Source organism: Streptococcus sp. cx1, assembly GCF_052384325.1.
Taxonomy (GTDB): domain Bacteria; phylum Bacillota; class Bacilli; order Lactobacillales; family Streptococcaceae; genus Streptococcus; species Streptococcus salivarius_G.
In genome coordinates this window covers 120301-142979 of sequence record NZ_JBQSUN010000003.1, presented here as the reverse complement: position 1 = coordinate 142979, position 22679 = coordinate 120301, and the positions used below count along the sequence as shown (strand labels likewise).

General features: G+C 40.6%; 22 protein-coding genes. 19 read left to right on the top strand and 3 right to left on the bottom strand.

Annotation, left to right across the window (positions count from 1 at the left end; genetic code table 11):
• Positions 1 to 109: 109 nt before the first annotated feature.
• From ACT170_RS05820 to ACT170_RS05810, 3 genes are read left to right on the top strand one after another with little or no spacing between them, the layout of a single operon-like run.
• A complete protein-coding gene (locus ACT170_RS05820) occupies positions 110 to 847 on the top strand; it encodes a YhfC family glutamic-type intramembrane protease (protein ID WP_444818071.1) in 738 nt (245 codons plus the stop codon).
• The gene (locus ACT170_RS05815; protein ID WP_444818072.1) at positions 834 to 1109 is read left to right on the top strand and encodes an autorepressor SdpR family transcription factor; all 276 of its coding nucleotides are present in this window, start codon (positions 834 to 836) and stop codon (positions 1107 to 1109) included. The genes ACT170_RS05820 and ACT170_RS05815 overlap by 14 nt, the downstream gene beginning before the upstream one ends.
• A complete protein-coding gene (locus ACT170_RS05810) occupies positions 1099 to 1686 on the top strand; it encodes a DUF1648 domain-containing protein (protein WP_270281529.1) in 588 nt (195 codons plus the stop codon). The genes ACT170_RS05815 and ACT170_RS05810 overlap by 11 nt, the downstream gene beginning before the upstream one ends.
• 47 nt (positions 1687 to 1733) lie before the next feature.
• On the opposite strand, the gene ACT170_RS05805 is transcribed toward ACT170_RS05810, so the two are convergent.
• The gene (locus ACT170_RS05805) at positions 1734 to 2771 is read right to left on the bottom strand and encodes a S66 family peptidase (protein WP_444818073.1); all 1038 of its coding nucleotides are present in this window, start codon (positions 2769 to 2771) and stop codon (positions 1734 to 1736) included.
• Between the two features lie 331 nt (positions 2772 to 3102).
• Here ACT170_RS05805 and ACT170_RS05800 point away from each other — a divergent pair, with 331 nt between their 5' ends.
• From ACT170_RS05800 to ACT170_RS05785, 4 genes are all read left to right on the top strand, one after another.
• Entirely contained in the window at positions 3103 to 3426 is a 324-nt protein-coding gene (locus tag ACT170_RS05800) for a bacteriocin immunity protein (protein ID WP_048790024.1), read from the top strand.
• A gap of 163 nt (positions 3427 to 3589) precedes the next feature.
• A complete protein-coding gene (locus ACT170_RS05795) occupies positions 3590 to 5605 on the top strand; it encodes a M13 family metallopeptidase (RefSeq protein WP_270617351.1) in 2016 nt (671 codons plus the stop codon).
• Positions 5606 to 5735: 130 nt separating this feature from the next.
• Positions 5736 to 6059 carry a hypothetical protein gene (locus ACT170_RS05790; RefSeq protein ID WP_175057644.1) on the top strand — a complete coding sequence of 108 codons (324 nt, stop codon included), beginning with the start codon at positions 5736 to 5738 and terminating at the stop codon, positions 6057 to 6059.
• A gap of 50 nt (positions 6060 to 6109) precedes the next feature.
• Positions 6110 to 6940, top strand: coding sequence for a metallophosphoesterase family protein (locus tag ACT170_RS05785; RefSeq protein ID WP_014634746.1), 831 nt, complete (start codon positions 6110 to 6112; stop codon positions 6938 to 6940).
• Between the two features lie 105 nt (positions 6941 to 7045).
• On the opposite strand, the gene ACT170_RS05780 is transcribed toward ACT170_RS05785, so the two are convergent.
• On the bottom strand, positions 7046 to 8311 hold the full coding sequence (locus ACT170_RS05780; RefSeq protein WP_048790027.1) for a threonine/serine exporter family protein: 1266 nt from the start codon (positions 8309 to 8311) through the stop codon (positions 7046 to 7048).
• A 325-nt stretch (positions 8312 to 8636) separates the two neighbouring features.
• Here ACT170_RS05780 and dhaK point away from each other — a divergent pair, with 325 nt between their 5' ends.
• From dhaK to ACT170_RS05750, 6 genes are all read left to right on the top strand, one after another.
• Positions 8637 to 9626, top strand: coding sequence for a dihydroxyacetone kinase subunit DhaK (dhaK, locus tag ACT170_RS05775; protein WP_048790028.1), 990 nt, complete (start codon positions 8637 to 8639; stop codon positions 9624 to 9626).
• Positions 9627 to 9657: 31 nt separating this feature from the next.
• A complete protein-coding gene (dhaL, locus tag ACT170_RS05770) occupies positions 9658 to 10233 on the top strand; it encodes a dihydroxyacetone kinase subunit DhaL (RefSeq protein WP_444818074.1) in 576 nt (191 codons plus the stop codon).
• A gap of 3 nt (positions 10234 to 10236) precedes the next feature.
• Positions 10237 to 10611, top strand: a complete 375-nt coding sequence (gene dhaM, locus ACT170_RS05765; RefSeq protein WP_002885319.1) for a dihydroxyacetone kinase phosphoryl donor subunit DhaM — start codon at positions 10237 to 10239, stop codon at positions 10609 to 10611.
• A gap of 14 nt (positions 10612 to 10625) precedes the next feature.
• Positions 10626 to 11609, top strand: a complete 984-nt coding sequence (locus ACT170_RS05760; protein ID WP_410532233.1) for a Gfo/Idh/MocA family protein — start codon at positions 10626 to 10628, stop codon at positions 11607 to 11609.
• Between the two features lie 152 nt (positions 11610 to 11761).
• On the top strand, positions 11762 to 12853 hold the full coding sequence (locus ACT170_RS05755; RefSeq protein WP_289092599.1) for a glycerol dehydrogenase: 1092 nt from the start codon (positions 11762 to 11764) through the stop codon (positions 12851 to 12853).
• A 302-nt stretch (positions 12854 to 13155) separates the two neighbouring features.
• Positions 13156 to 13500 (top strand): hypothetical protein, encoded by a 345-nt coding sequence (locus tag ACT170_RS05750; protein ID WP_410532232.1) that lies wholly within the window; start codon positions 13156 to 13158, stop codon positions 13498 to 13500.
• Positions 13501 to 13721: 221 nt separating this feature from the next.
• Here the strand turns inward: ACT170_RS05750 and ACT170_RS05745 are convergent, their stop codons facing one another.
• A complete protein-coding gene (locus tag ACT170_RS05745) occupies positions 13722 to 15206 on the bottom strand; it encodes a DUF1846 domain-containing protein (protein ID WP_021146096.1) in 1485 nt (494 codons plus the stop codon).
• A 306-nt stretch (positions 15207 to 15512) separates the two neighbouring features.
• Here ACT170_RS05745 and ACT170_RS05740 point away from each other — a divergent pair, with 306 nt between their 5' ends.
• From ACT170_RS05740 to dexB, 6 genes are all read left to right on the top strand, one after another.
• Positions 15513 to 16772: an ABC transporter permease gene (locus tag ACT170_RS05740; protein WP_444818075.1), complete on the top strand. Its 1260-nt coding sequence runs from the start codon at positions 15513 to 15515 to the stop codon at positions 16770 to 16772.
• 15 nt (positions 16773 to 16787) lie between these two features.
• Positions 16788 to 17420: an ABC transporter ATP-binding protein gene (locus ACT170_RS05735; protein WP_444818076.1), complete on the top strand. Its 633-nt coding sequence runs from the start codon at positions 16788 to 16790 to the stop codon at positions 17418 to 17420.
• A 13-nt stretch (positions 17421 to 17433) separates the two neighbouring features.
• Complete coding sequence (locus ACT170_RS05730) at positions 17434 to 18810, top strand: ABC transporter permease (protein WP_444818077.1); 1377 nt, start codon at positions 17434 to 17436, stop codon at positions 18808 to 18810.
• 71 nt (positions 18811 to 18881) lie between these two features.
• Positions 18882 to 19535: a response regulator transcription factor gene (locus ACT170_RS05725; RefSeq protein ID WP_002885374.1), complete on the top strand. Its 654-nt coding sequence runs from the start codon at positions 18882 to 18884 to the stop codon at positions 19533 to 19535.
• Positions 19532 to 20836 (top strand): histidine kinase dimerization/phospho-acceptor domain-containing protein, encoded by a 1305-nt coding sequence (locus ACT170_RS05720; RefSeq protein ID WP_444818078.1) that lies wholly within the window; start codon positions 19532 to 19534, stop codon positions 20834 to 20836. Before ACT170_RS05725 ends, ACT170_RS05720 begins: the two co-directional genes overlap by 4 nt.
• A 230-nt stretch (positions 20837 to 21066) precedes the next feature.
• Positions 21067 to 22677: a glucan 1,6-alpha-glucosidase DexB gene (gene dexB, locus ACT170_RS05715; RefSeq protein WP_201061422.1), complete on the top strand. Its 1611-nt coding sequence runs from the start codon at positions 21067 to 21069 to the stop codon at positions 22675 to 22677.
• Positions 22678 to 22679: the final 2 nt, after the last annotated feature.

The window sequence follows — 22679 nt, the reverse complement described above, 5'->3', positions numbered from 1 at the left end:
GCCTTGACAGTGCTTTCAGAAAAGCGTAGAATCTATTTCGAAAAGTATAGAAATAGGTGTTCTAACTCAAGTCGTATTGATGCTCCGTTTCAATGAAAGGATAAATCAAATGGAAACATTCCTTTTTATGGCAATTCTTACCATGTTGGTTATCGCCGTCATTAGTTTTATCGTTCTGAAGAAAAGATGGCAATTTTCAATCAAGCTCTTTTTAGTCGGTCTGATTGGTTTTGCTTTACCTGTCATGATGATTGAAGGACCTATCAATGCCCTAGTTCTTTCAAGCTTTGGTCACTCTTCTAAATGGTTCACCATTATTTATGGAGGGCTTATGGCTGGCCTTGTTGAAGAAACAACTCGCTATTTGGTTTTTAAGGTACTTGCAAAGAAAAGAAGTTTGATGACGTCTGATATTGTAGCCTACGGTTTTGGACATGGTCTTAGTGAATTTATTTTACTTGGGGTGATGGGCTTACTCACTAACATCATTGTTTTACAGGCCATCCATTCCGGTCAGGCCAGTGAGTTACCTTCAACTCTTGTGAGTCAGGTCAACCAATTAACGGGATTTACTGTGCTTATGTCTCTCTTTGAAAGACTAGTTGCCTTGGTGTTACAAGTCTTGCTTACAGCTTGGGATTTTCTAGCAGTCACTAAGCATAGACTTTCATTCTATTTCTGGGCAATTATACTCCATGCTGCCATTGATTTTTTGGCAGGTGCTTATCAACTAGGGCTAGTCAGCAATCTCTTACTAATCGAACTTATTTTAGCTATTTATGTGTTAGGTATGGGACTTCTGACACGTCGGATTTGGAGAAAGGAGGAAACTCATGGGCTTATCTGAAACCTTAAAAGCCATCTCTGCCCCTGTGAGGAGAGAAATTTTAGACTATCTAAAGTCTGGACCAAAGTCCGCTGGTGAAATCAGCCAGCAGTTTGACTTGGCTCCCGCAACAGTTTCCCATCATTTGTCTACCTTGAGAAAAGCGGGACTTATTGAAGAAGAAAAACAGAAGAATTTTATCTACTATAGTTTGAACTTGACCGTTTTTGAAGAAATTTTAACTTGGATTCAATCACTTAGAGGAAAAGAAGATGAAAAATAATATACAAAGAGTCATTGGTAATATAGTAATACTTACACCGGTTATCGTCGGACTAGTCTTTTACAAACAACTACCAAATCAGATTGCTATCCACTTTAATGTCGAAGAGCAAGCCAATGGCTTTATGAACCGCAATCTAGCAATTGTTGCCCTACCTTTTCTTGCGTTAATCATATATAATCTCTGTTTTTCATTCTTTAAACAAATAACGATCCCATTCTTAAAAGAGTTTATGCTATGGTTGCTCCCAATTTCTGCTGTGCTTATCCAAGGTCTTATATTGACTGTTGCCTTAGGAGGCCATGTTCAAGTTCGCTTGACTGTGATTTGGTTAGTGGCACTTATTTTTCTAGTGATTGGAAATTATCTTCCTAAAAGTATTGGCCTGGCTACAAAAAATCATAACCAGAGCAGTAAATCAGTAGTGAGAAAGTTGGGATACCTAATGATTGGAATAAGTCTTGCCTTGCTAATAAGTCTCTGCTTTAATCCCTATACTACAATTATGGTTTTGGGCATTTTTATAGTTCTTATCTTGAGTGTCATAATACCTATTTTTCGCTATTTAAGAAAATAAAGAGAAGTAATCATCTGATTACTTCAATCTGAGCTGAGAAATTCATCTCAGCTTTCTTTGTGATAGTCAAAGCGAATGACTTGCTCTGTTGCATCTACATACGCGTGAACTCCAAAGGGAACAATCGCTCTTGGTGTGGCATGTCCGACATTCAGATTATAGACAATCGGGATATTGCTATCAATGATGTCCATTAAAGCCTCCTTATAGTCGTCATAGAAGGTTTCATCCATAGGTTTCCCGACCAAGAGTCCACTGATGATCTCGAATATACCAGTTTCCTTTAAAGTCCACAACATCTTTTTGAAATCATCAGGTTCAGGCTTTTCTTCACTTGTTTCTAGCAATAGAATCTTTCCTTCCCAGTCGGATAAGTCAGGGAAAAGTTTGTATTTTTGGCAGTGGTCTGTGCTATCTGCGTGTAGAGAGTTGTCAAAAATATCATAGAGAGACTCAAGACAACCACCGAGGATTTCTCCCTCAAACTGAGCATTGCCTTGTAACAAGTCAAAACCTGTATTTGCATGGCTGACACGAGGTGTTCCCAAGGCTTTGGGACTAAAATCAGTCCGTTCCTCATACCAAACGTTACTAGGGCGAATTTCTGAGATTTTTCCAGTCTCAATCAATTCTTTAAAGTAGTAGCGGCTATATGGCAACATTTCTTTGTCTAACTCACAAATGTCTGCTAGAAATGATTGGCCGTAAAAAGTCTTGATTCCTAGTTTATGCAACATGAGATGGTTCATGGTTGAATCTGAGAAACCAAGAAAAATCTTTTGTTTGATAAACTTTTGTAGTTGGTCATTTTCAAAAAGATAAGGTAGCAAGCGATAGGTATCGTTTCCACCGATGGCGCATAGGATCATATCGATACTATCATCAGAAAATGACTGAATCAAATCCTCCGCACGAGCTTCGGGATGTTCTTTGATAAAGTCTAAGCCTTTTAGTGAATGAGGTAAAAAAATAGGATTGAGTCCCAGGTCTTTGAGTCGTTGGACCCCCAAGTCCACTTCGTGCTTGACAAAGTCCTCTCCGATAACCCCACTAGATAAACTTACAATACCAATAGTAGAAGCCATATATTATCCTCCTAGAAATAAATTGATGCTATTGTATCATAAAGAATGATAGAAAAATATAAGGAATAGCGTTAGACATACGATTTTGTGTCAATAAAGCAATAGAAAAATAACCGCTCGAAGTGCTTACTTCTTTTTATCTGTTTGTGCTAAATTTGGACCATTTGTGGCAGAAGGATATTATTATTCTTGAATTTGCTATGTTAGATGTGTATAATGATGTCACAGCGAACTATTGAAAGAGGTCGTTGCTCATGACAACACAAACAATTAACCAATTTAATTCACTTGCTCAACCTAATCTTGCTACAGGTTATAGGAGGTAATCTAGATGACAAAAAGCAATAACACGCAAATTACGGATATCTTAAACAATATCTATAATCTGATTGTAAATCCAGAAACAACTGAAAATGAGAGAGAGTTGCTCGTAACGTTTAAAAATGAAATCGAAGTTGGAAAGAAGGATAATGACGAACTTCTTGCAGAATTAAGGAGAGCTATTCAAGTTCTAGCAGTCAGCAATCTTTCTAAAGGGAAATCACTGAGTTCTGGAGTGAGTGACTTGAGTAAGATGCTCACAGAATTCCAAGAAAAATCAGAGCGTAACTTTAATCTAGCAAGAGGATTAACATCACTCGGTAGTTTCTTTTAGATGATTTATCTTGAGTGTCATGATACCTAATTTTCGCTATTTAAGAAAATAAAGAGAAGTAATCGTCTGATTACTTCTTTTTGTCTCCCAAAAACAGCTTGCTAAAACAAGTGTTCTAATGATATAATACAAGTATATTAATCTAATTTTCTAAGGAGTATCTATGAAAAAGCGTAAGAAAATTATTCTTGGTTCCATAACGGGAGCTTTGGCCTTGGCTCTTGCAGGAGGTGGTTTTTGGGCCTATAAAACCTTTGTCCCACAAGAGACACCGATTGACAAGAATGCTACGGTAGCCTCAAATTTTTACCAAGCTGTTAACAAGGACTGGCTCCTAAAAACTAAAATCCCTGCTGATTCTCCAAGTATTGATAATTTTTATACTTTAGATGAAGATATCAAAGGAAAGTTAAAGAAGGATATCAAAAATTTAGGGGAGGGCAAGGAAACGTCAGATATTACAGGGATGTCTGAGTTTATCACCTTCTACAAGGCTGCTAGTGATTACAAGCAACGTGAGAAAGATGGCCTTGAACCTCTCAAACCTTATCTAAAAGAGATTGAGGATATCAAGGATTTAAATGATTTGGCCAGTAAATCTGCTAATCTGACTGATAAGGGTATTCCTCTTCCATTTGGTTACAACGTTGGAACTAACGCAGAGAATACCAGTCAAAAACAAATCCAATTGAGTCCCCCAAGTATCTTATTGCCAGATGTGTCTATTTATAAAGACGAGGCCAGCAAGAAACAATATTTAACTCCAATTGAAACAGCTACGCAAAAAGCCTTGGAAATGCTTGGGTATAGCGAAAAAAATAGTAAACGCATTGTCAAAGAAGCACTGGAGTTCGACGAAATCATTGCTAAGTACAGTCTCAGTAACGAAGAGATGTCTGAAAGTAAGAATTTAGTTCACCCTAAAACAGCAGAAGAGATTAATGCCTACTCTGGTTCCTTCAAATTATATGATGTCATTAAAGGCATTATGGGACGTGATTTAGAAACCATCAACGTCCCTAATACCAAGTATTTTGAGAATTATAGTAAGATCGTCAATCAGGACAATTTTTCTAAAATCAAATCATGGATCTTGGTGCAAGAAGCTATGGCAGCCTCAAATTCTCTGACAGAAGATTACCGCTTGAATTTTCAATCGATTAGCATGGCTATTATGGGTACACAGAAGCCAGTTTCTAAGGAAGATACGGTTTACGAGATGAGTGTCCATCTGTTTAGTGATGTCATGAGTGTCTATTATGGACGTAAATACTTTGGTGAGGAAGCCAAGACTGATGTGACAGGCATGATTGATAAAATCAAAAATGTCTATCGTGGCCGTCTTCAACAGAATGATTGGTTAACGGAAGGCACACGCAACAAGGCCATCGAAAAGTTGGATAAAATGAAGGTTTTTGTAGGTTATCAGGAAGATGTGGATCCCGGTACTAAGGAACTACATCTTGATTCGAACAAGTCCTTCTTTGAACTGTCAGAAGATATTGCCCAGTTTGGAAAACGTTATACCATTGATCATTTTGATGATCCTATTGATAAGAATAAATGGTCTGGTTCTGCCTTTGATATCAATGCCTATTACAATCCAGAAAGTAACAGTATCAACTTCCCGGCTGGTATTTTGCAAGCTCCATTTTATGACAAGAACCAAAGTACTGAAAAGAACTATGGTGGTATCGGTGTCGTGATTGGACATGAAATTACCCATGCCTTTGACTCCAATGGTGCCGACTATGATGAGAATGGCGACATGCATAACTGGTGGACAAAAGCAGATACTAAAGCTTTTGACAAGAGAATCAAAGCTTTTGAAGACCAGTGGAATGGTTTGGAAATTTACGGGACTAAGGTAAATGGAAAACTCACAGTCACTGAGAATGTCGCAGATGCTGGCGGTCTTTCATCCACACTCCAAGTGCTCAAAACAGAAATGACAAAACCTAATCTCAAGGATTACTTTGAGAACTACGCAGATATCTGGAAACAAAAGGCCAGCCTACAGTACAATAAATATACCATGGTACAAGACGTCCACGCACCAAATGAGTTGCGTGTAAACCAACAACTTAAAAACCTTCCTGAGTTTTATGAGGCCTACCCTCAAATCAAAGAAGGAGACGCCATGTATTTAGCACCAAGCAAACGCATTAGTTTGTGGTAAGATGTGTTGCTATTTTGTAAATCGAGAAGAGAATTTGGAATGGAAACATCCCAGGTTCTCTTTTTATGTTGTCGTTTTGGGGAATCATTTTCTAGTGTTATAATGGTGCTATTAAGGAAAGGATTCAAGAATGAAGCATAAAAGGAATCTGATAGAAGATAATAAAAGGGGTGAGAATCAGAGCTTTCTCTACTTCCTACACGAGGAGAAAAAATTTGATGTAAAGGCACTTGATGATTTGTGTCACTACATCATAGAATTGGATACAATCAGTCTCGGGCAGTTGAGAGATATCCATTATATTGAAAATCAAATACTACGCCATCTCGTGTATCATTTTGATGATAATGATCTAAGTAAGATTTCCAATCTCCCTTTTGAGTATTGGGAGTATATAGAGCCCTTTGAACGCTTGGTGGCATGTTTGTATGAGGGTGAAAGTAAGGAAGGATAGTTGATGTTGTATTGGTTTCAACCTAGTAGACCATCAGTAAAGGAGTATAGATGAAACATCGTATTGCAATTTTGTCAGATATTCATGGGAATACAACAGCTCTTGAAGCAGTTATTAAGGATGCACAAGAGTTGGGTGCAACAGAATATTGGTTAATGGGGGATATTTTGTTACCTGGACCAGGTAGAAATGAACTCTTTAAACTCCTGTCTTCTATTCCGATAACAGCGACTGTTAGAGGAAATTGGGATGATTGCGTTTTGGAGGCTTTGGATGGGGAGTATGGTCTGGAGGACCCTCAAGAAATTCAGCTCTTGCGACTTACTCAGTACTTGATGGAAGAGATAGATTCTAAATATGTTGATTGGATACGTTCTCTTCCTCTGGTTGTGAAAAAGGAAATCAATGGGATTCGTTTTTCTTTGACGCATCACTTACCGGAGAAGAATTACGGAGGCGAGTTACGTCCAGCTAACGATACCAGTCATTTTGATCAGTTGTTAGATAATCAAACAGATATGGCAATTTACGGTCATGTGCATAAGCAATTGCTTCGCTATGGTAGTAAGGGGCAACAGATTCTTAATCCTGGTACGATTGGGATGCCCTATTTTGATTGGTCACCCCTGCAAAATCATAGGGCTCAGTATGCCATAGTCGATGTCGAAGAAGATGGTGTTACTAATCTCCAATTTCGAAAGATTGCCTATGATTATGAAGCAGAGTTGCAGTTAGCCAAAGACAAACAGTTGCCTTATATTGAGCTTTATCAAGAATTACGAAGAAATGACAATTATCCAGGGCATAACAAAGACTTAATCGAGCGTTTAAACCAGCAGTATGGCTATGCTAAAGATGTTAAGGAATATTTTGATTTGTAGTAGATTTTGCGAGGTAGCTTTTTAGGGCTACCTTTTTTGGTGTCAATTACTTAATCGAAATACTAAGAAAGCCACTGGCATACAAAACCACTGGCTTTTAATAATTTATTTCTTCTTCCCTAGTACAAAATAGCGGCTAGGGATTTGTTGTGTCAAACTGACGGCGATGGCGATGGTAAATGAGGCCAGAAAACAAGCCCGTAGGAAGCTGAGTCCTAGGTCTGAATTTCCAATCAAGAGGAAGTAGACCGCACGGTAGAAGCTCATCCCTGGGATGAGTGGGAACATGCTTGAGGCTAGGAAGACTGTAGCTGGACATCTACGGTAGTGGGCCAAGAAGCGTGAGGTGAATGTGACTAGAAGGGCTGGGAAGAGGATGGCAAGGACTTCGTGATGGGTATTGTTCCAAATCAAGAGGTAGAGGAGCCATGAGCCTGCACCTAGGGTTCCGAGGTCTAAGAAGTATTTCTTTGGTACTCGGTAAAGCACGGAGAAGGCTGCTGTCCCTAGGCCTGCCATGAAGGTCTGAATCAAGACCTCCTGCCATGAGGTAGATGGTGTTGAGAACATGCCTGATAATTGTTCCGCAAAGGGAAGAAGTGAAATCATGGCAAGAACACCGACAGAGATAGACAGACAAGTGGAGACCCCAGACAGCATCAGGGCCAGACCACTATAGTAGTTGTTCTGGGTGAATTCTCGTATGGCATTAACAAAGTAGGCCCCAGGAATCAAAATCATCAAGGTTCCCAGAATAATCACACTACGATGTTGGCCGATTCCTAGATAGTAGAGAACATTGGCTGATAAAGCAGCAATGGCACTAGAGAGGATAATCTGCAAGAAGCTGGTATGAATAAAACGAGAAAAGAGCTGCATACCAATCCCTACAAAAAGTCCCGATATAGCCGCAGCAGTTCCGTCAATCCAGCTACTTCCAAGGGCTAGCGAGAAGCTCCCAGCACCAATGACACAGGCTATAATATCCTCTAAAGGACGATAGAAAGTCTTCTGCTCAATAGTTTTCAGCTTTTGGAAAATACTAGAGACAGGTTGATTGGGCTGCTCTGCCAGTTCACGAGACAGGCGGTTCACTTCCTCGAGTTTGCCCAGATGGATAGAAGGAGCTGAGGTAGCTAGGACACGGGACTCCTTAAGACCTGAGCGGTTGAGTCCGGAGATCATAACCCCTCGATTGACCACGTAAGTGGAAAAGTCTCTGATGCCAAGAGACTTGGCCATATGACCCATGGTGTCTTCAATACGGTAAATCTCAGCACCGCTCTCCATAAGGACACGGCCAGCCTGAAGGACGGCATCCATTTCGTTTTTAGTTTCTGTTTCTGTCTCTCTTTGGAAATCGATGGTCATTTGAACCTCCTTATCGCTTAATTCGTCATTCCATTATAAGGTTTGAATGGTGGTTTTTCAATAGCTTTGGCGACTAAAATAGGACTTTCTATGAGATTTTTCTTCTACTTAATGATAGAAGTCAGGAAAATGGAGGTCTTGCCTTTTGCCTTGCTATTGATAGAGGCAAATGCTACAATTAAATTATAAAATGTATGCGTTTACATATTATTACGCTGTCTTTCTCAAAAAGCCTTGAAGTCCTTTATTTAAAGGGAATTAACAATCACAGAAGGAAGCCAATGTAAGTGCAAATAGTTGATACCTTTGAAAAGGAGGCAATCCCATGAAAAAAATTATCAATAAACCTGAAAATGTAGTGACAGAGATGCTAGATGGCTTGGCTTATGTTCACAGTGATTTGGTACATCGTGTTGAGGGGTTTGACATCATCGCAAGAAATGAGCAGGCTGCTGGTCAGGTTGGTCTCATTTCTGGTGGTGGAAGTGGTCACGAGCCAGCTCACGCAGGTTTTGTAGGTGATGGTATGCTTTCTGCAGCCATTGCAGGTGCTGTCTTCACGTCACCAACGCCAGATCAGATTTTGGAAGCTATCAAGGCAGCGGACCAAGGAGCTGGTGTCTTCATGGTTGTTAAAAATTATTCTGGCGACATCATGAATTTTGAGATGGCTCAAGAATTGGCTGAAATGGAAGGCATCGAGGTTGCTAGTGTTGTTGTAGACGATGATATTGCTGTGGAAAATAGCCTCTATACACAAGGTCGTCGTGGGGTTGCAGGTACTATTTTCGTTCACAAAATCCTAGGTCATGCGGCTCGTGAAGGTAAGTCTCTGGCTGAAATCAAGGACTTGGCTGATAAGATTGTTCCTAACATCCACACCATTGGTTTGGCCCTTAGTGGTGCGACCGTTCCTGAGGTTGGTAAGCCTGGTTTTGTCCTAGCTGAGGATGAAATTGAGTACGGTATTGGTATCCATGGTGAACCAGGTTATCGTAAGGAGTCTATGCAGCCATCTCGCCAGTTAGCTGAAGAATTGACAGGGAAACTCCTTGAAGCCTTTGAGGCTAAGGCAGGTGAACGCTATGCCCTTCTCATCAATGGTATGGGTGCGACACCTCTCATGGAGCAGTATGTCTTTGCTAACGATGTAGCAAGCATTCTTGGAGAAGTTGGACTAGAAGTGGCCTATAAAAAATTAGGTAACTACATGACATCGATTGATATGGCAGGTCTTTCATTGACGCTCATGAAGATTGAAAATGACGCTTGGCTTGAGGCTCTGGAGAGTCCTGTTAAGACCATCGCTTGGTAGTCTGACATGAAAACTAGAAATTAGGTATATTATGGATAAAACAGTTGCAGTAAAATGGATGCAATGCTTTGATCAAAGGGTTGAAGCAGAAAAAGACCACTTGTCTGAATTAGACGGTCCTATTGGAGATGGTGATCATGGTGCTAACTTGGCGCGTGGTATGGCAGCAGCCATTGAGGCTATTAACAGCACTGAACCACAAAGTGCAGCAGAAGTGTTCAAGGCGGTCTCTATGGCCTTGATTAGTAAGGTTGGTGGTGCCTCAGGTCCGCTTTATGGGTCTGCCTTTATGGGCATGATGAAGGCTGAACAAGCTGGTCAAGATTTGGCAGGAGTGCTTGAGGCAGGTCTCGAGATGATTAAAAAACGTGGTCATGCAGAGGCCGGTGAAAAGACCATGGTTGATGTTTGGCACCCAGTTGTTGAAGCTGTCAAACAAGGTCAATTAACCAATGACCTTATTGATCAAGCTGTTCTTTCAACCAAGGAAGTTGTGGCTACCAAGGGGCGTGCCTCTTATGTAGGTGAGCGTTCTATTGGTCACATTGATCCAGGCTCTTATTCGTCTGGTCTACTCTTCAAAGCCTTGCTAGAAGCGGAGGGCTAGGATATGCCAGAACTTGGAATTGTGATTGTGTCCCACTCTGCGGACATTGCTAAAGGTTTGGTGAGTCTGATTCGTGAGGTTGCCCCAGATATCCCTTTGACGGCTACAGGCGGTCTGGAAGATGGTGGCTTGGGATCTAGTTTTGACCATGTCCAAGTGGCTGTGGAAAGTCAGCCCGCCAACCGACTCTTGGCCTTTTACGACCTAGGCAGTTCCCGTATGAACTTGGAAATGCTTGAGGAATTTTCAGACAAGGAAATCCTTATTCAACAGGTACCTCTCATTGAGGGGGCCTATGCGGCTGCAGCCTTGCTTCAGGCAGGAGCGAGTGAGGTTGAAATCTTATCTCAGATTAATGAATTGACTATTCAAAAATAGAATAAAGGAAAACTATGACAAATCAAATTAAGTACAACTGGGCTAGTCTTGGAACTGGCGTTATTGCCAACGAATTGGCACAAGCCTTGGAAGCTCTTGGCGGGAAACTCTATTCCGTAGCCAATCGTACCTACGACAAGGGAGTAGCCTTCGCTGAAAAATATGGCATTGAAAAGGTTTATGAAGAGATTGACCAAGTCTTTGAAGACCCTGAAGTGGATATTATCTATATCTCAACGCCTCATAATACGCATATTAATTACCTTCGCAAGGCCCTCGCAGCTGGCAAGCACGTCCTCTGTGAAAAATCTATCACTCTAAACAGTGAGGAATTGACAGAAGCTATTCAACTCGCCGAAGAAAATCATGTCAAACTGGCAGAAGCCATGACCATTTTCCATATGCCTATTTATCGGAAACTTTCTGAAATCGTGGAAAGTGGTAAGTTGGGACCTCTTAAGGTTATCCAGATGAACTTTGGTTCTTATAAAGAATATGACATGACCAACCGCTTTTTCAATCGTAACTTGGCTGGTGGAGCTTTACTTGATATCGGTGTCTATGCCCTCTCCTTTGTACGTTGGTTCATGACATCGCAACCGACAGAGATGGTTTCACAGGTTAAATTAGCTCCAACTGGTGTTGATGAACAAGCGGGTATTCTCCTTACCAATGTAGAAGGGGAAATGGCCACTGTAACGCTTAGTCTTCATGCTAAACAACCAAAACGTGGCACCATCGCTTATGACAAGGGCTATATCGAACTTTATGAATACCCACGTGGGCAAAAGGCGGTCATCACCTATACGGAAGATGGCTCACAAGAAGTCATCGAAGCAGGAGAAACCGCTAAAGCCCTCCAGTATGAGGTCCTCGATATGGAAGCAGCTGTTGCAGGCGAGGATGATTATACCTACCTCAATTACAGCCGAGATGTCATGGAACTCATGACACAACTCCGTAAAGACTGGGGTTTGACCTACCCAGAAGAAGAGTAGGAGTTTTGAAAACAGAGTAAAAAATTAGACTTATGTACTGACTCCAAATAGATATGCTGTCAATTAAAGTGAGTTTTTAGCTCTATATTCCATAGAACTAAGGTCGTTTAATTGATTCTATATAAATACATTTATGTCAAAGGAGAAAGACTATGAGAAATTTTGCAAGTCCGTCGCGTTACATTCAAGGTGAAAACGCCTTATTTGAAAATGCAAAAACCATTTTGGAACTAGGAAGTCATCCTGTACTATTGTGTGATTCAGTAGTTTATGACATTGTGGGTAAACGTTTCGAAGAATACCTCGTTCAAAATGGACTTACAGTTGTTCCAGTCTTCTTTAATGGTGAAGCTTCGGATAATGAAATTAATCGTGTGGTAAGTTTGGCCAAAGAAAAGGGCTGTAATTTAGTCGTTGGATTAGGTGGCGGTAAGACTATTGATAGTGCTAAAGCCATCGCAGATCTTCTAAAATCTCCAGTAGTGATTGCTCCTACCATTGCCTCTACAGATGCTCCAGTTTCAGCCTTGTCTGTTATCTATACGGACGAGGGTGCCTTTGAACGCTACATCTTCTATTCTAAGAACCCAGAATTGGTTTTGGTTGATAGTAAGGTTATCTCTCAAGCGCCAAAACGCTTGCTCGCTTCTGGTATTGCAGATGGCTTAGCAACTTGGGTAGAAGCTCGAGCAGTTATGCAAGCAAATGGTAAAACCATGCTAGGCAAACACCAAACACTTGCTGGTGTTGCCATTGCTGAACGCTGTGAAGAAATTCTATTTGCGGATGGTTTACAAGCCATGGCTGCCTGTGAAGCAAAAGTGGTAACGCCTGCCCTTGAAAACATTATTGAAGCCAATACCCTTCTCAGTGGTATCGGATTTGAAAGTGGTGGCTTGGCTGCGGCTCACGCCATCCATAATGGTTTCACAGCCCTCACTGGCGATATTCACCATTTGACTCATGGTGAAAAAGTAGCTTACGGAACTCTTGTACAATTGTTCCTAGAAAATCGTCCAAAAGAAGTTTTGGATAAATACATTCGTTTCTATCAACAAATTGGCATGCCAACCACTCTTAAAGAAATGCATCTTGAAAATGCAAGTTACGAAGATCTTCTCAAGGTTGGTCAACAAGCAACAATCGAAGGAGAAACTATTCATCAAATGCCATTTGAGGTGAAAGCTTCTGATATTGCGCAAGCCATCGTTGCTGTAGATGCTTATGTTCATGGATTAGCCTAAGTAAATTTGGTCTTTTGTAGGGAAAGTGCCACCATTCCCGTATAGGAATATTATCCCCCTCAGGCACTTATCCCAACAGGATAGACAAATTCTTATAGGAAAGGGTTCAGTTCTGTATTAGATAGGACTGAGCCCTTTTTACTATTTAAAAACCAATATTTCCAAAGTCCCTCAAAGCGGTTTAAGAACTTTTGAAAACATAAAACATTTTCAAGAAATCTTGATTTAACAGTCATTTCCCTTGTGTAAGCGTTTCAAAAAGTGTATACTATAAGTAGAAAGATAGGAAAAGGAGATGGCTAGTGGCTAGTATAACAATTGAAGCGAGCAAGGTAGCTAGAAAGAGTCCTATTCGCGTAGACACTAGTCTTGTGGGGACCGTTTCTGGAGTGGAAGACGTGAGCGTTTCCCTACCATCGTCAAAAGCTCGTTTGAGTGTCGGAAAATTGGGTTACAAGTCTAACACCATTACTGTCGAGGACGGACAAACCGTTCGTGTTACTAGCAATTTTCTAAATCGTTTCATAGCGATAGCGCCATTGTTACTCTATCTTGTTGGAGGTCGTTACCTCCCACTTGTGGCAGTCCTATCTACTATAATTTTGCTTTTTAGCTTACCTTTTCTCAAGTTAGAAATCGTAGGCTGATTAGAATCGGGAGTGGCTTAGCCCTCTGTTTGATACCTTTAACTCACTTTTTCATAATAATGCTAGGCCACTCCCTTTTCATTGGGAACGGGTCGAGACGAAAGAGTGGGTTATCAAAAAGGGAACTCGATAGAGTTTCCCTTTTTTCTTTCTCCAACTAAATGCAATTCTAAAAGACCTCAGTTTTAGCAACTGAGGTCTTTGTTGTTTATAGTCATGCATTATTTACGATACAATTTGTCGTATTGATAGTAAGGGTCGAAGGTTACATTGATACCAAGCTTACGGAGAACATTTTTATCTTCATCAGTAAGGATGATAGTTGAGTGGGCTTCAGAACCCTTGAGGTTACCAAGTTCCTCCATGGCACGCGCTGCATCCGCATTGTTAGCAGCTGTGATGGCCAAGGCAATGAGGATTTCGTTTGAGTGGAGGCGAGGGTTACGGCTACCTAAATGGTCAATTTTCAGACCTTGGATAGGTTTAACCACTTCAGGCTCGATAAGTTTAGTTTCCTTATCAATACCTGCAGAAGTCTTGATAGCGTTGATCAAAGCAGCCGCAGTTGGACCAAAGAGTTCTGAATTTTTACCAGTGACAATTTGGCCATTTGGCAATTCAAGCGCAAGGGCAGAACCACCTGTTTCTTCAGCCTTAGCGCGTGCTGCAACGACCACTTGGCGATCTTCAGGAGTAATGCCAAGATCGTTCATGAGCAACTCAATCTTCTTGACAGCGGTCTCAGGAACACGTTCATTTTTGAAATCAAGTACAGTTTGATAGTAGCGACGGATGATTTCTTGTTTAGAAGCTTCTTTGGCGGCCTCATCATCCGTAATGGCAAAACCAACCATGTTAACACCCATATCCGTAGGTGAAGCGTAAGGAGACTCACCAAGGATACGCTCAAGCATACGTTTGAGGACTGGGAAAATCTCGATGTCACGGTTGTAGTTTACTGTAGTCTTGCCGTAAGTTTCCAAGTGGAATGGGTCAATCATATTGACATCATCAAGGTCTGCAGTGGCAGCTTCATAGGCCAAGTTAACTGGGTGATGAAGCGGCAAATTCCAAACTGGGAAGGTTTCAAATTTAGCATAACCTGACTTGATACCATTGATTTGGTCGTGGTACATGTTAGACATACATGTCGCCAATTTACCAGAACCAGGACCAGGAGCAGTAACGACGATAAGGTTACGGCTAGTCTTGATATAATCGTTTTTCCCCATACCCTCAGGAGAAATGATATGGTTCATATCCGTTGGATAGCCCTTGATAGGGTAGTGGATGTAAGACGTGATGCCATTTTTTTCCAATTGGTTACGGAAAGCATCGGCCGCAGGTTGACCTGAATACTGAGTGATGACAACAGAACCCACATAGATATTGAGTTCGTTAAATTTATCAATCAGACGAAGAACCTCTTGGTCGTAGGAAATGCCAAGGTCACCACGAGCCTTAGAGTGCTCGATATTGCTGGCATTAATAGCAATAACCACTTCGACCTGATCTTTGAGCTCTTGAAGGAGTTTGATTTTATTGTCAGGTTCATAACCAGGAAGGACGCGGGCAGCGTGGAAATCTTCCAACATCTTACCACCAAACTCCAAGTAGAGCTTGCCGTCAAACTGGTTAATGCGCTCCAAAATATGGTCGCGTTGCAGATTCAAATACTGTTCAGAACTAAAAGCTTGTTTCTTCATAAATAAAAATACCTCTGAGAAAAATTATATCAAATGCCGAGGGTAAATGCTATTGGCGAGAGACGATTTATGGGAGAAAAAGAGGTGAAGTCAATCATGAAACGAATTTTTTATGATAGTCCTTTAGAGTTATTATTTAATTGGAGTTCTCATCTCAGCAGTTAGATTTTTAGATAACAATCACTTTAGAATATTGAATTTCATAAAGGTTTCACATTTGTCGTCTATAATTAGGATAAGAAAAATGAAGAGTCCTCATTTATCTTTGGTGTAGCTGAGGGCCAATGTCTTAAATGGAGGTGGAAGATGGTTCTCTTACAACAGGCAGTTGCTTATATTTTCCGCAAAAAAACGCGGAATTTTATCCTTTTTCTTATTTTATTTTTGATATTATCTTGCTTGTATTTTTGTTTTTCTCTTATGCAAGTTGGTGGAGGAATGGAGGCACAAATCAGGAAGTCAAGTGGGGCAAGTTTTGATCTGGTAAGTAAAGAAAGAGGGAGTGCCTTTTCCTGGAAAGAGGGGGCAAAGATTAGTCATCTATCTGATGTGATTTCAACGATACCCCAATATGTAAGTCCGGTGCGACTTATCGATAAGAAGGTAGTTACAGGAAAACAAACGGTGGAACGTGATGATCTTGATAATGAGGCTAATCAAGCCTTGGGAGCCACTTTTACTAAGGAAACAGGCCAAAGTGTTGATTTTAGGAGTGGTGCTTTTCAACTCCGTAAGGGGAAGCACTTATCTGCTAAAAGGCAAATTATGATTCATGAATCGCTTGCTAGGAAAAATAAGCTAAGCGTCGGAGATAAGCTGACCTTGTCCAATTTCCAGATGACTGAAAGTGGAGCTAGGGAAATGACCTTTGATATCGTTGGTATTTTTTCTGGCAAGAAGGAGGAGACATTTACTGGAATGTCCTCAGATTTAAGTGAAAATCAAGTATTCCTCCATTATGAGGACGCTAGCCAACTGCTTAATTTGACTGATAAGTTAGTGACAAAATTATCCTTTGGTATTAAGAATCCAGATAGAATCGACCAAGTCATTAAACAAGTGGAACAATTGGATATCGATTGGTATCGTCTACGTTTGGACGAGGACCGTAAGGCTTTTGACTCCTTGAAGGAATCGTCTCAAGCGCTACAAGGAATCGTCAGAACGATGATGATTAGTTTAATTGTTACAGGAGCAGGGATCCTCTCATTTTTAATGGCACTATGGACGCGTGAGCGAAACCATGAGATAGGTATTCTTTTAGCAATTGGGAAGAGTAAGGGACGCATTTTTGCTCAATTTCTTATGGAGATATTATTGGTGTCCCTTATGTCTTTGCTACCTGCCCTTGCTATTGGACGGCTACTAAGTCGACTGTTTTTGCAAGAATTTATAGGACAGCAAGGACAGCAGCAGGCTCTTCAGTTATTAGATCAAATTCCTCAGGGACTACCTTTAGGCCAATCTTATCTAAGTCTTCTAGTCTTGGTAATATTATCGCTCGGTGTGACAACAGGTCTCATTTGGCGCAAAACTCCAAAAGAAATCTTATCTAATATGAGTTAAGGAGAAAGGAACACTATGTTAGAACTCAAAGATGTTACGTATAGTTATCAAAATAAAAGTGAAGCTATCCTCTCGAAGGTGAATTATCGTTTCGAGAAAGGTAAATTTTATAGTATTATTGGGCAATCTGGAGCGGGAAAATCGACCTTACTTTCCCTTTTGGCAGGTCTTGATTATCCCAAGAAGGGGCAGGTCTTGTTTAATGGAGAAAATATCAAGAAAAAAGGCTCTAGTTATCATCGTAGACACCATGTTGCGCTTGTTTTTCAAAATTACAATCTCATTGATTATCTTACACCTTTAGAAAATCTACGACTTGTTAATAAAAATGCCGATAGGAAGATACTTTCTGAATTGGGATTAGATGAAAAACAAATTAATCGAAATGTCCTGCAACTTTCAGGTGGGCAACAACAACGTGTAGCTATTGCGCGGGCTTTGGTTTCAGAGGCTCCAATTATCTTAGCAGATGAACCGACAGGAAATCTAGACGAGGAAACTGCGAAGGATATTATTGCTATCCTTAAAAGAATGGCCTTAGATCGCCAAAAATGTGTCATAGTTGTTACGCACAGTAAGGAAGTTGCTCAGGCATCTGATGTGGTTTTAGAGTTGAAGAAGAAACAACTCATAGAAAAGAAAAAATAAAGAAAGGACTCTTATGTTTCGAAACGCTTTTGCATATATTACACGAAAATGGTCAAAGTCACTATTACTGTTAATTATTATTCTTTTGATGAGTACTCTTAGTTTGTTAGGACTTGCTATGCGAAGTGCAACCCAAGAAGCTGCATCCAAGAGTCTAGGGTCAATTACCAATAGTTTTTCAATGCAGATTAATCGTAACACGAATCCTGGAACTCCTCGAGGGGCTGGAAATCTTAAGGGAGAAGATATTAAAAAGATTAGTGAGACTAAAGGGATTGTTTCGACTATAAAACGAATAAATGGTATTGGTGATTTACTAGATTATGAGATTATCGAAACAGAGCAAACGCTACAAAATCAGTCGCCAGAACGTGCTAAAAATTTTAAGTCTACCTTGATGTTGACAGGAGTCAATGACTCATCAAAAGAAGACAAATTTGTTTCAGGTGCTTATAAACTAGTTGAAGGAGAACATCTAACCGATAAGGATCATAATCAAATCTTGATGCACGAAGATTTAGCTAAAAAGAATGGTCTTAATGTAGGAGATAAAGTAAAGCTTAAATCTAATCTCTATGACGCTGATAACGAAAAAAGGGCTGATGAAACAGTAGAAGTGACTATCAAAGGTTTATTTTCTGGTCAAAATAAAGCAGCCGTTACCTATGCTCAGGAGTTATATGAAAACTCCCTCATCACTGATCTAGATACAGTAGCAAAACTCTATGGTAATACTGTAGAAACTGCCACTTATGAGGATGCCACTTTCTTTGCTAAAGGCGATCAAAATCTTGATTCCTTGATAGCAAAGATTCAAAAGTTGGACATTAACTGGACCCTCTACGATCTTGTTAAGAGCTCATCAAACTACCCTGCATTACAGGAATCTATTCTTGGGATGTATCGTGTGGCAAATCGTATGTTTATTGGAAGTCTCATTTTTACAAGTTTATTGCTAACCCTTCTGTTGATTTTATGGTTAAATGCTCGTCGTAGAGAAGTTGGTATTTTTTTGGCCTTGGGACTTAAAAAGACACAGGTTGCGGGTCAATTTTTAGTGGAATTGCTGATGATTGCCTTACCAGCCTTTCTTTTATCATATGGTTTAGCGAGTTTCTTTGCCGAAAAAGTTGGTAAAACAGTCCTTTCCAATGTTACGGAAGGTATCAATAAGCAAATGACAAAAGAATCTCTAGCTGCAAATCTCGGTGGAGGGGCTGAGGCAGAGAGCTTCAGTAAGACTCTGACTCAGATTCATATGACAGTCCAACCTAAGCAACTTTTGGTAGTCATTCTAGTCGGTGGCTTTATCTTAAGCTTAGTATCCTTGATTTCTTCTCGCTGGCTTCTTCACAAGAAACCTAAAGACCTCTTAGTTGATGTTGAATGATAAGTTTGCTGCACCTATAAAAAACGGTATAATGAAAGAAAGCGACTATATATAGATGAAAAGGATAATGTATGAAGATACTAATCGTAGAAGATGAAGTCCTGATTCGAGAAGGGATGAGCGACTATCTCATGGAATGTGGCTATGAGGTCTTTGAAGCAGGCGATGGGCAGGAGGCCCTGGATCTCTTTCACAGAGAAGCTCCGGATCTAGTCTTGCTGGATATCCAGCTTCCTATCCTCAATGGCTTGGAAGTACTGAAGGAAATCCGTAAGACCAGCTCAGTCCCAGTCCTCATGCTGACGGCCTTCCATGACGAAGAGTATAAGTTGACAGCTTTTGGAGAGTTAGCAGATGGCTATCTGGAAAAACCTTTCTCCTTGTCCCTCTTGAAAGTCCGCATCGAAGCTATTTTTAAAAAGCTTCAACCTTCACGGGTCTTCACCTATGGAGAGGCACGGGTGGATTTTGAGAGTTATACAGCCAGCCTCGCTGGGCAAGCCATTTCCATGAATGCTAAGGAGTTGGAAATCTTGGAATACTTGCTCCAGCATGAAGGCAAGGCTCGGACCCGCTCTCAGATCCTCGATGCCGTCTGGAAGGAAACCGAGGAGATTCCTTTTGACCGAGTAATTGACGTCTATATCAAGGAACTACGAAAAAAACTAGAACTGGACTGTATCGTAACGGTACGCAATGTCGGCTATAAATTGGAGAGACCATGACCAAACGGAGTATCTTTGTAAAGCTCTTTCTGATAACTTTCGCCCTCTTTAGTGGCTTAGTTATCCTGTTACACGCATCCGTCTACTTTATTTTTCCATCGACTTATATTGAGTCGCAACGTCAGACGATTTTGAAGAAATCGCAAGTCTTGGCTGAAAGTTTTCAAGGTCAAGAAGTGGGCACCATTGAGACGGTTATTGCCCTCTATTCTAAGACTAATGATATCAAGGTCTCTATCAAGGGCAAGGAAAAACAAAATGCCCTAGAGGTCAAGGATGACCTGCTTCTGAACCCTGACAGCCAGAATAATTCCCTGGTGATTGAAGAGCGAAAGATTCAGACCAAGGAAGGGAAAGACTTAACCTTGCAATTCTTAGCGACCGTCGATTCGCAAAAGGAAGCGCGGGACATCAGTCTGGGCTTTCTTCCCTATAGTCTCCTTGCTTCCTTTGTTCTGTCGCTAATTGCCTCCTATCTCTATGCCCGCATGATTTCTGCTCCGATCCTTGAGATCAAGCAGATGACCAAGCGGATGAAGCGGCTGGATCGGACAGCCAGTCTTCCTATTCACTCGCAGGATGAAATCGGTGTCCTTAAGCAACAGATCAACGACCTCTATCATCATCTTTTAGAGGTGATCGACAATCTAGAGCAGCAGAAACAGGAAAATCTGAAGTTGGAGCAGATGAAGGTGGAATTCCTACGGGGGGCTTCGCATGAGCTCAAAACGCCTCTGGCCAGCTTGAAGATTATCCTAGAAAATATGCGAGATAAAATTGGTCGCTACAAGGATCGGGACCGCTATCTGGCGGTCTCCCTCGATATCGTCGATGAGATGAACCAGATTGTCCTAGAGATCCTGTCTTTATCTTCTGTTCAAGAATTAGGTGGTGATAAGGAGTGGATTCAGTTAGATGATGTGGTAAATCGCATACTTACTCAAAATCAAGTGTTGGTTGAGAATCGCTCCCTATTAATTGACAATTATCTTCCGGCAACTAGTATTTTCATGAATTTACCTATTTTGAAATTGGTTCTCTCAAATATCATCAGTAATGCAGTCAAGCATTCTGATAAGGGTGGAGTGATTCGAATAGATTTAGAAAATGAAGGAACTGATTTTGTCATTGAAAATACGAGTGTATCTAAAGAAAATATTTCAACTAAAGCTCAGTCTAAGAAAGAAGGAGGATTAGGCCTTTTTGTGGTCAAATACCTTTTAGAGCATGAGGAACTTAGCTATAGATTTGAAGAAAGTTCTACGGGGAGGCGCTTTGTTATGGTCTTGCCCAAAAAGTAAAAAGCGACGGTTAAGGTATTAACTGTCATTTTTTGTATTGTTAAAATAAGCAAAGGCTAACCTTACATTTCAACTCTATTATTTTTCAATATTACCAAAAGTTTATGGAGTCCGGAGTATAGGTCATTGAAATGTTTTAAACAACAAAAGAAAACGCTTGCATAACTTCTAGAAAAACGTAAAATAGAACTATCAGACTCACGATAATAATAACTACGAGGAGTAGAATCATGCAAAAATACTGGTGGCACAAGGCTACAATTTATCAAATTTACCCCAAGTCGTTCATGGATTCCAACGGTGATGGCATCGGTGACCTCAAGGGGATTACAAGTAAACTAGATTATCTTCAAAAACTCGGAATTACAGCTCTTTGGCTTTCTCCTGTTTATGATAGCCCAATGGACGACAATGGTTATGATATTGCTAACTATGAGGCTATTGCGGATATTTTTGGGGATATGAGTGACATGGATGAGCTTTTGGCGGAAGCCAAGAAGCGTGATATTCAAATTGTTATGGACTTGGTGGTTAACCATACGTCTGATGAGCATGCATGGTTCATCGAAGCGCGTGAAAATCCAGAAAGTCTTGAACGAGATTTCTACATCTGGCGAGACAAACCTAATGAGTTAGTATCTATCTTTAGTGGCTCTGCTTGGGAATATGATGAGACCTCAGGTCAATATTATCTGCATTTCTTTAGTAAGAAACAGCCAGACCTCAATTGGGAAAATCCACAGTTGCGCCAGAAAGTTTATGACATGATGAATTTCTGGATTGATAAGGGAATCGGTGGTTTCCGCATGGATGTGATTGATATGATTGGTAAGATCCCAGATCAACTGATTGATACAAACGGTCCAAAACTTCACGATTATATCAAGGAGATGAGCCAGGCAAGCTTTGGAAAGCACGACCTTCTAACCGTTGGTGAAACCTGGGGAGCAACACCTGAAATTGCTAAACAGTATTCAAATCCTGATAATCAAGAACTTTCTATGGTTTTCCAGTTTGAACATATTGGACTTCAGCATAAGCCAGATAGTCCTAAATGGGAGTATGAGAAGGAGTTGGATGTTTCAGCACTTAAGACTATTTTTAATAAATGGCAAACCGAGTTAGAGTTGGGACAAGGGTGGAACTCACTTTTTTGGAATAATCATGATCTGCCTCGTATTCTCTCAATGTGGGGAGATACTGGTGTCTATCGTGAGAAGTCAGCTAAGGCCTTGGCTATCCTCCTTCATCTGATGAGAGGAACACCTTACATTTATCAAGGTGAAGAAATCGGCATGACCAATTATCCTTTTAGAACTTTGGAAGAATTGAATGACATTGAATCTCTCAACTATGCCAAAGAAGCTCTCGAAAAAGGGGCATCGATAGAAGTTATCATGGACCAAATCCGTCAGGTGGGTCGTGACAATGCTCGAACACCAATGCAATGGGATACGTCTAAAAATGCTGGCTTTAGCTCAGCAGAACAAACATGGCTAGCTGTTAATCCTAACTATAAAGATATCAATGTTGCCTCAGCCCTTGCTAATCCAGATTCGATTTTCTATACCTATCAGAAACTGGTTGAGCTTCGCAAAACACAGGATTGGTTGATTGATGCTGACTTTGAACTCTTGGAAACTGCCGATAAGGTCTTTGCCTATATCCGTAAGACTCAGGATAGCAGCTATCTAATTGCAGTTAATCTATCAGACCAAGAACAAGACTTTGATTATGATTTTGAAGTCGCAGAAGTCGTCATCGCAAATACCGAATTAGAGCCAATTACAGACCAAGGCAAACTCCAAGCCTGGGATGCTATTTGTGTGAAAGTGAAATAAAA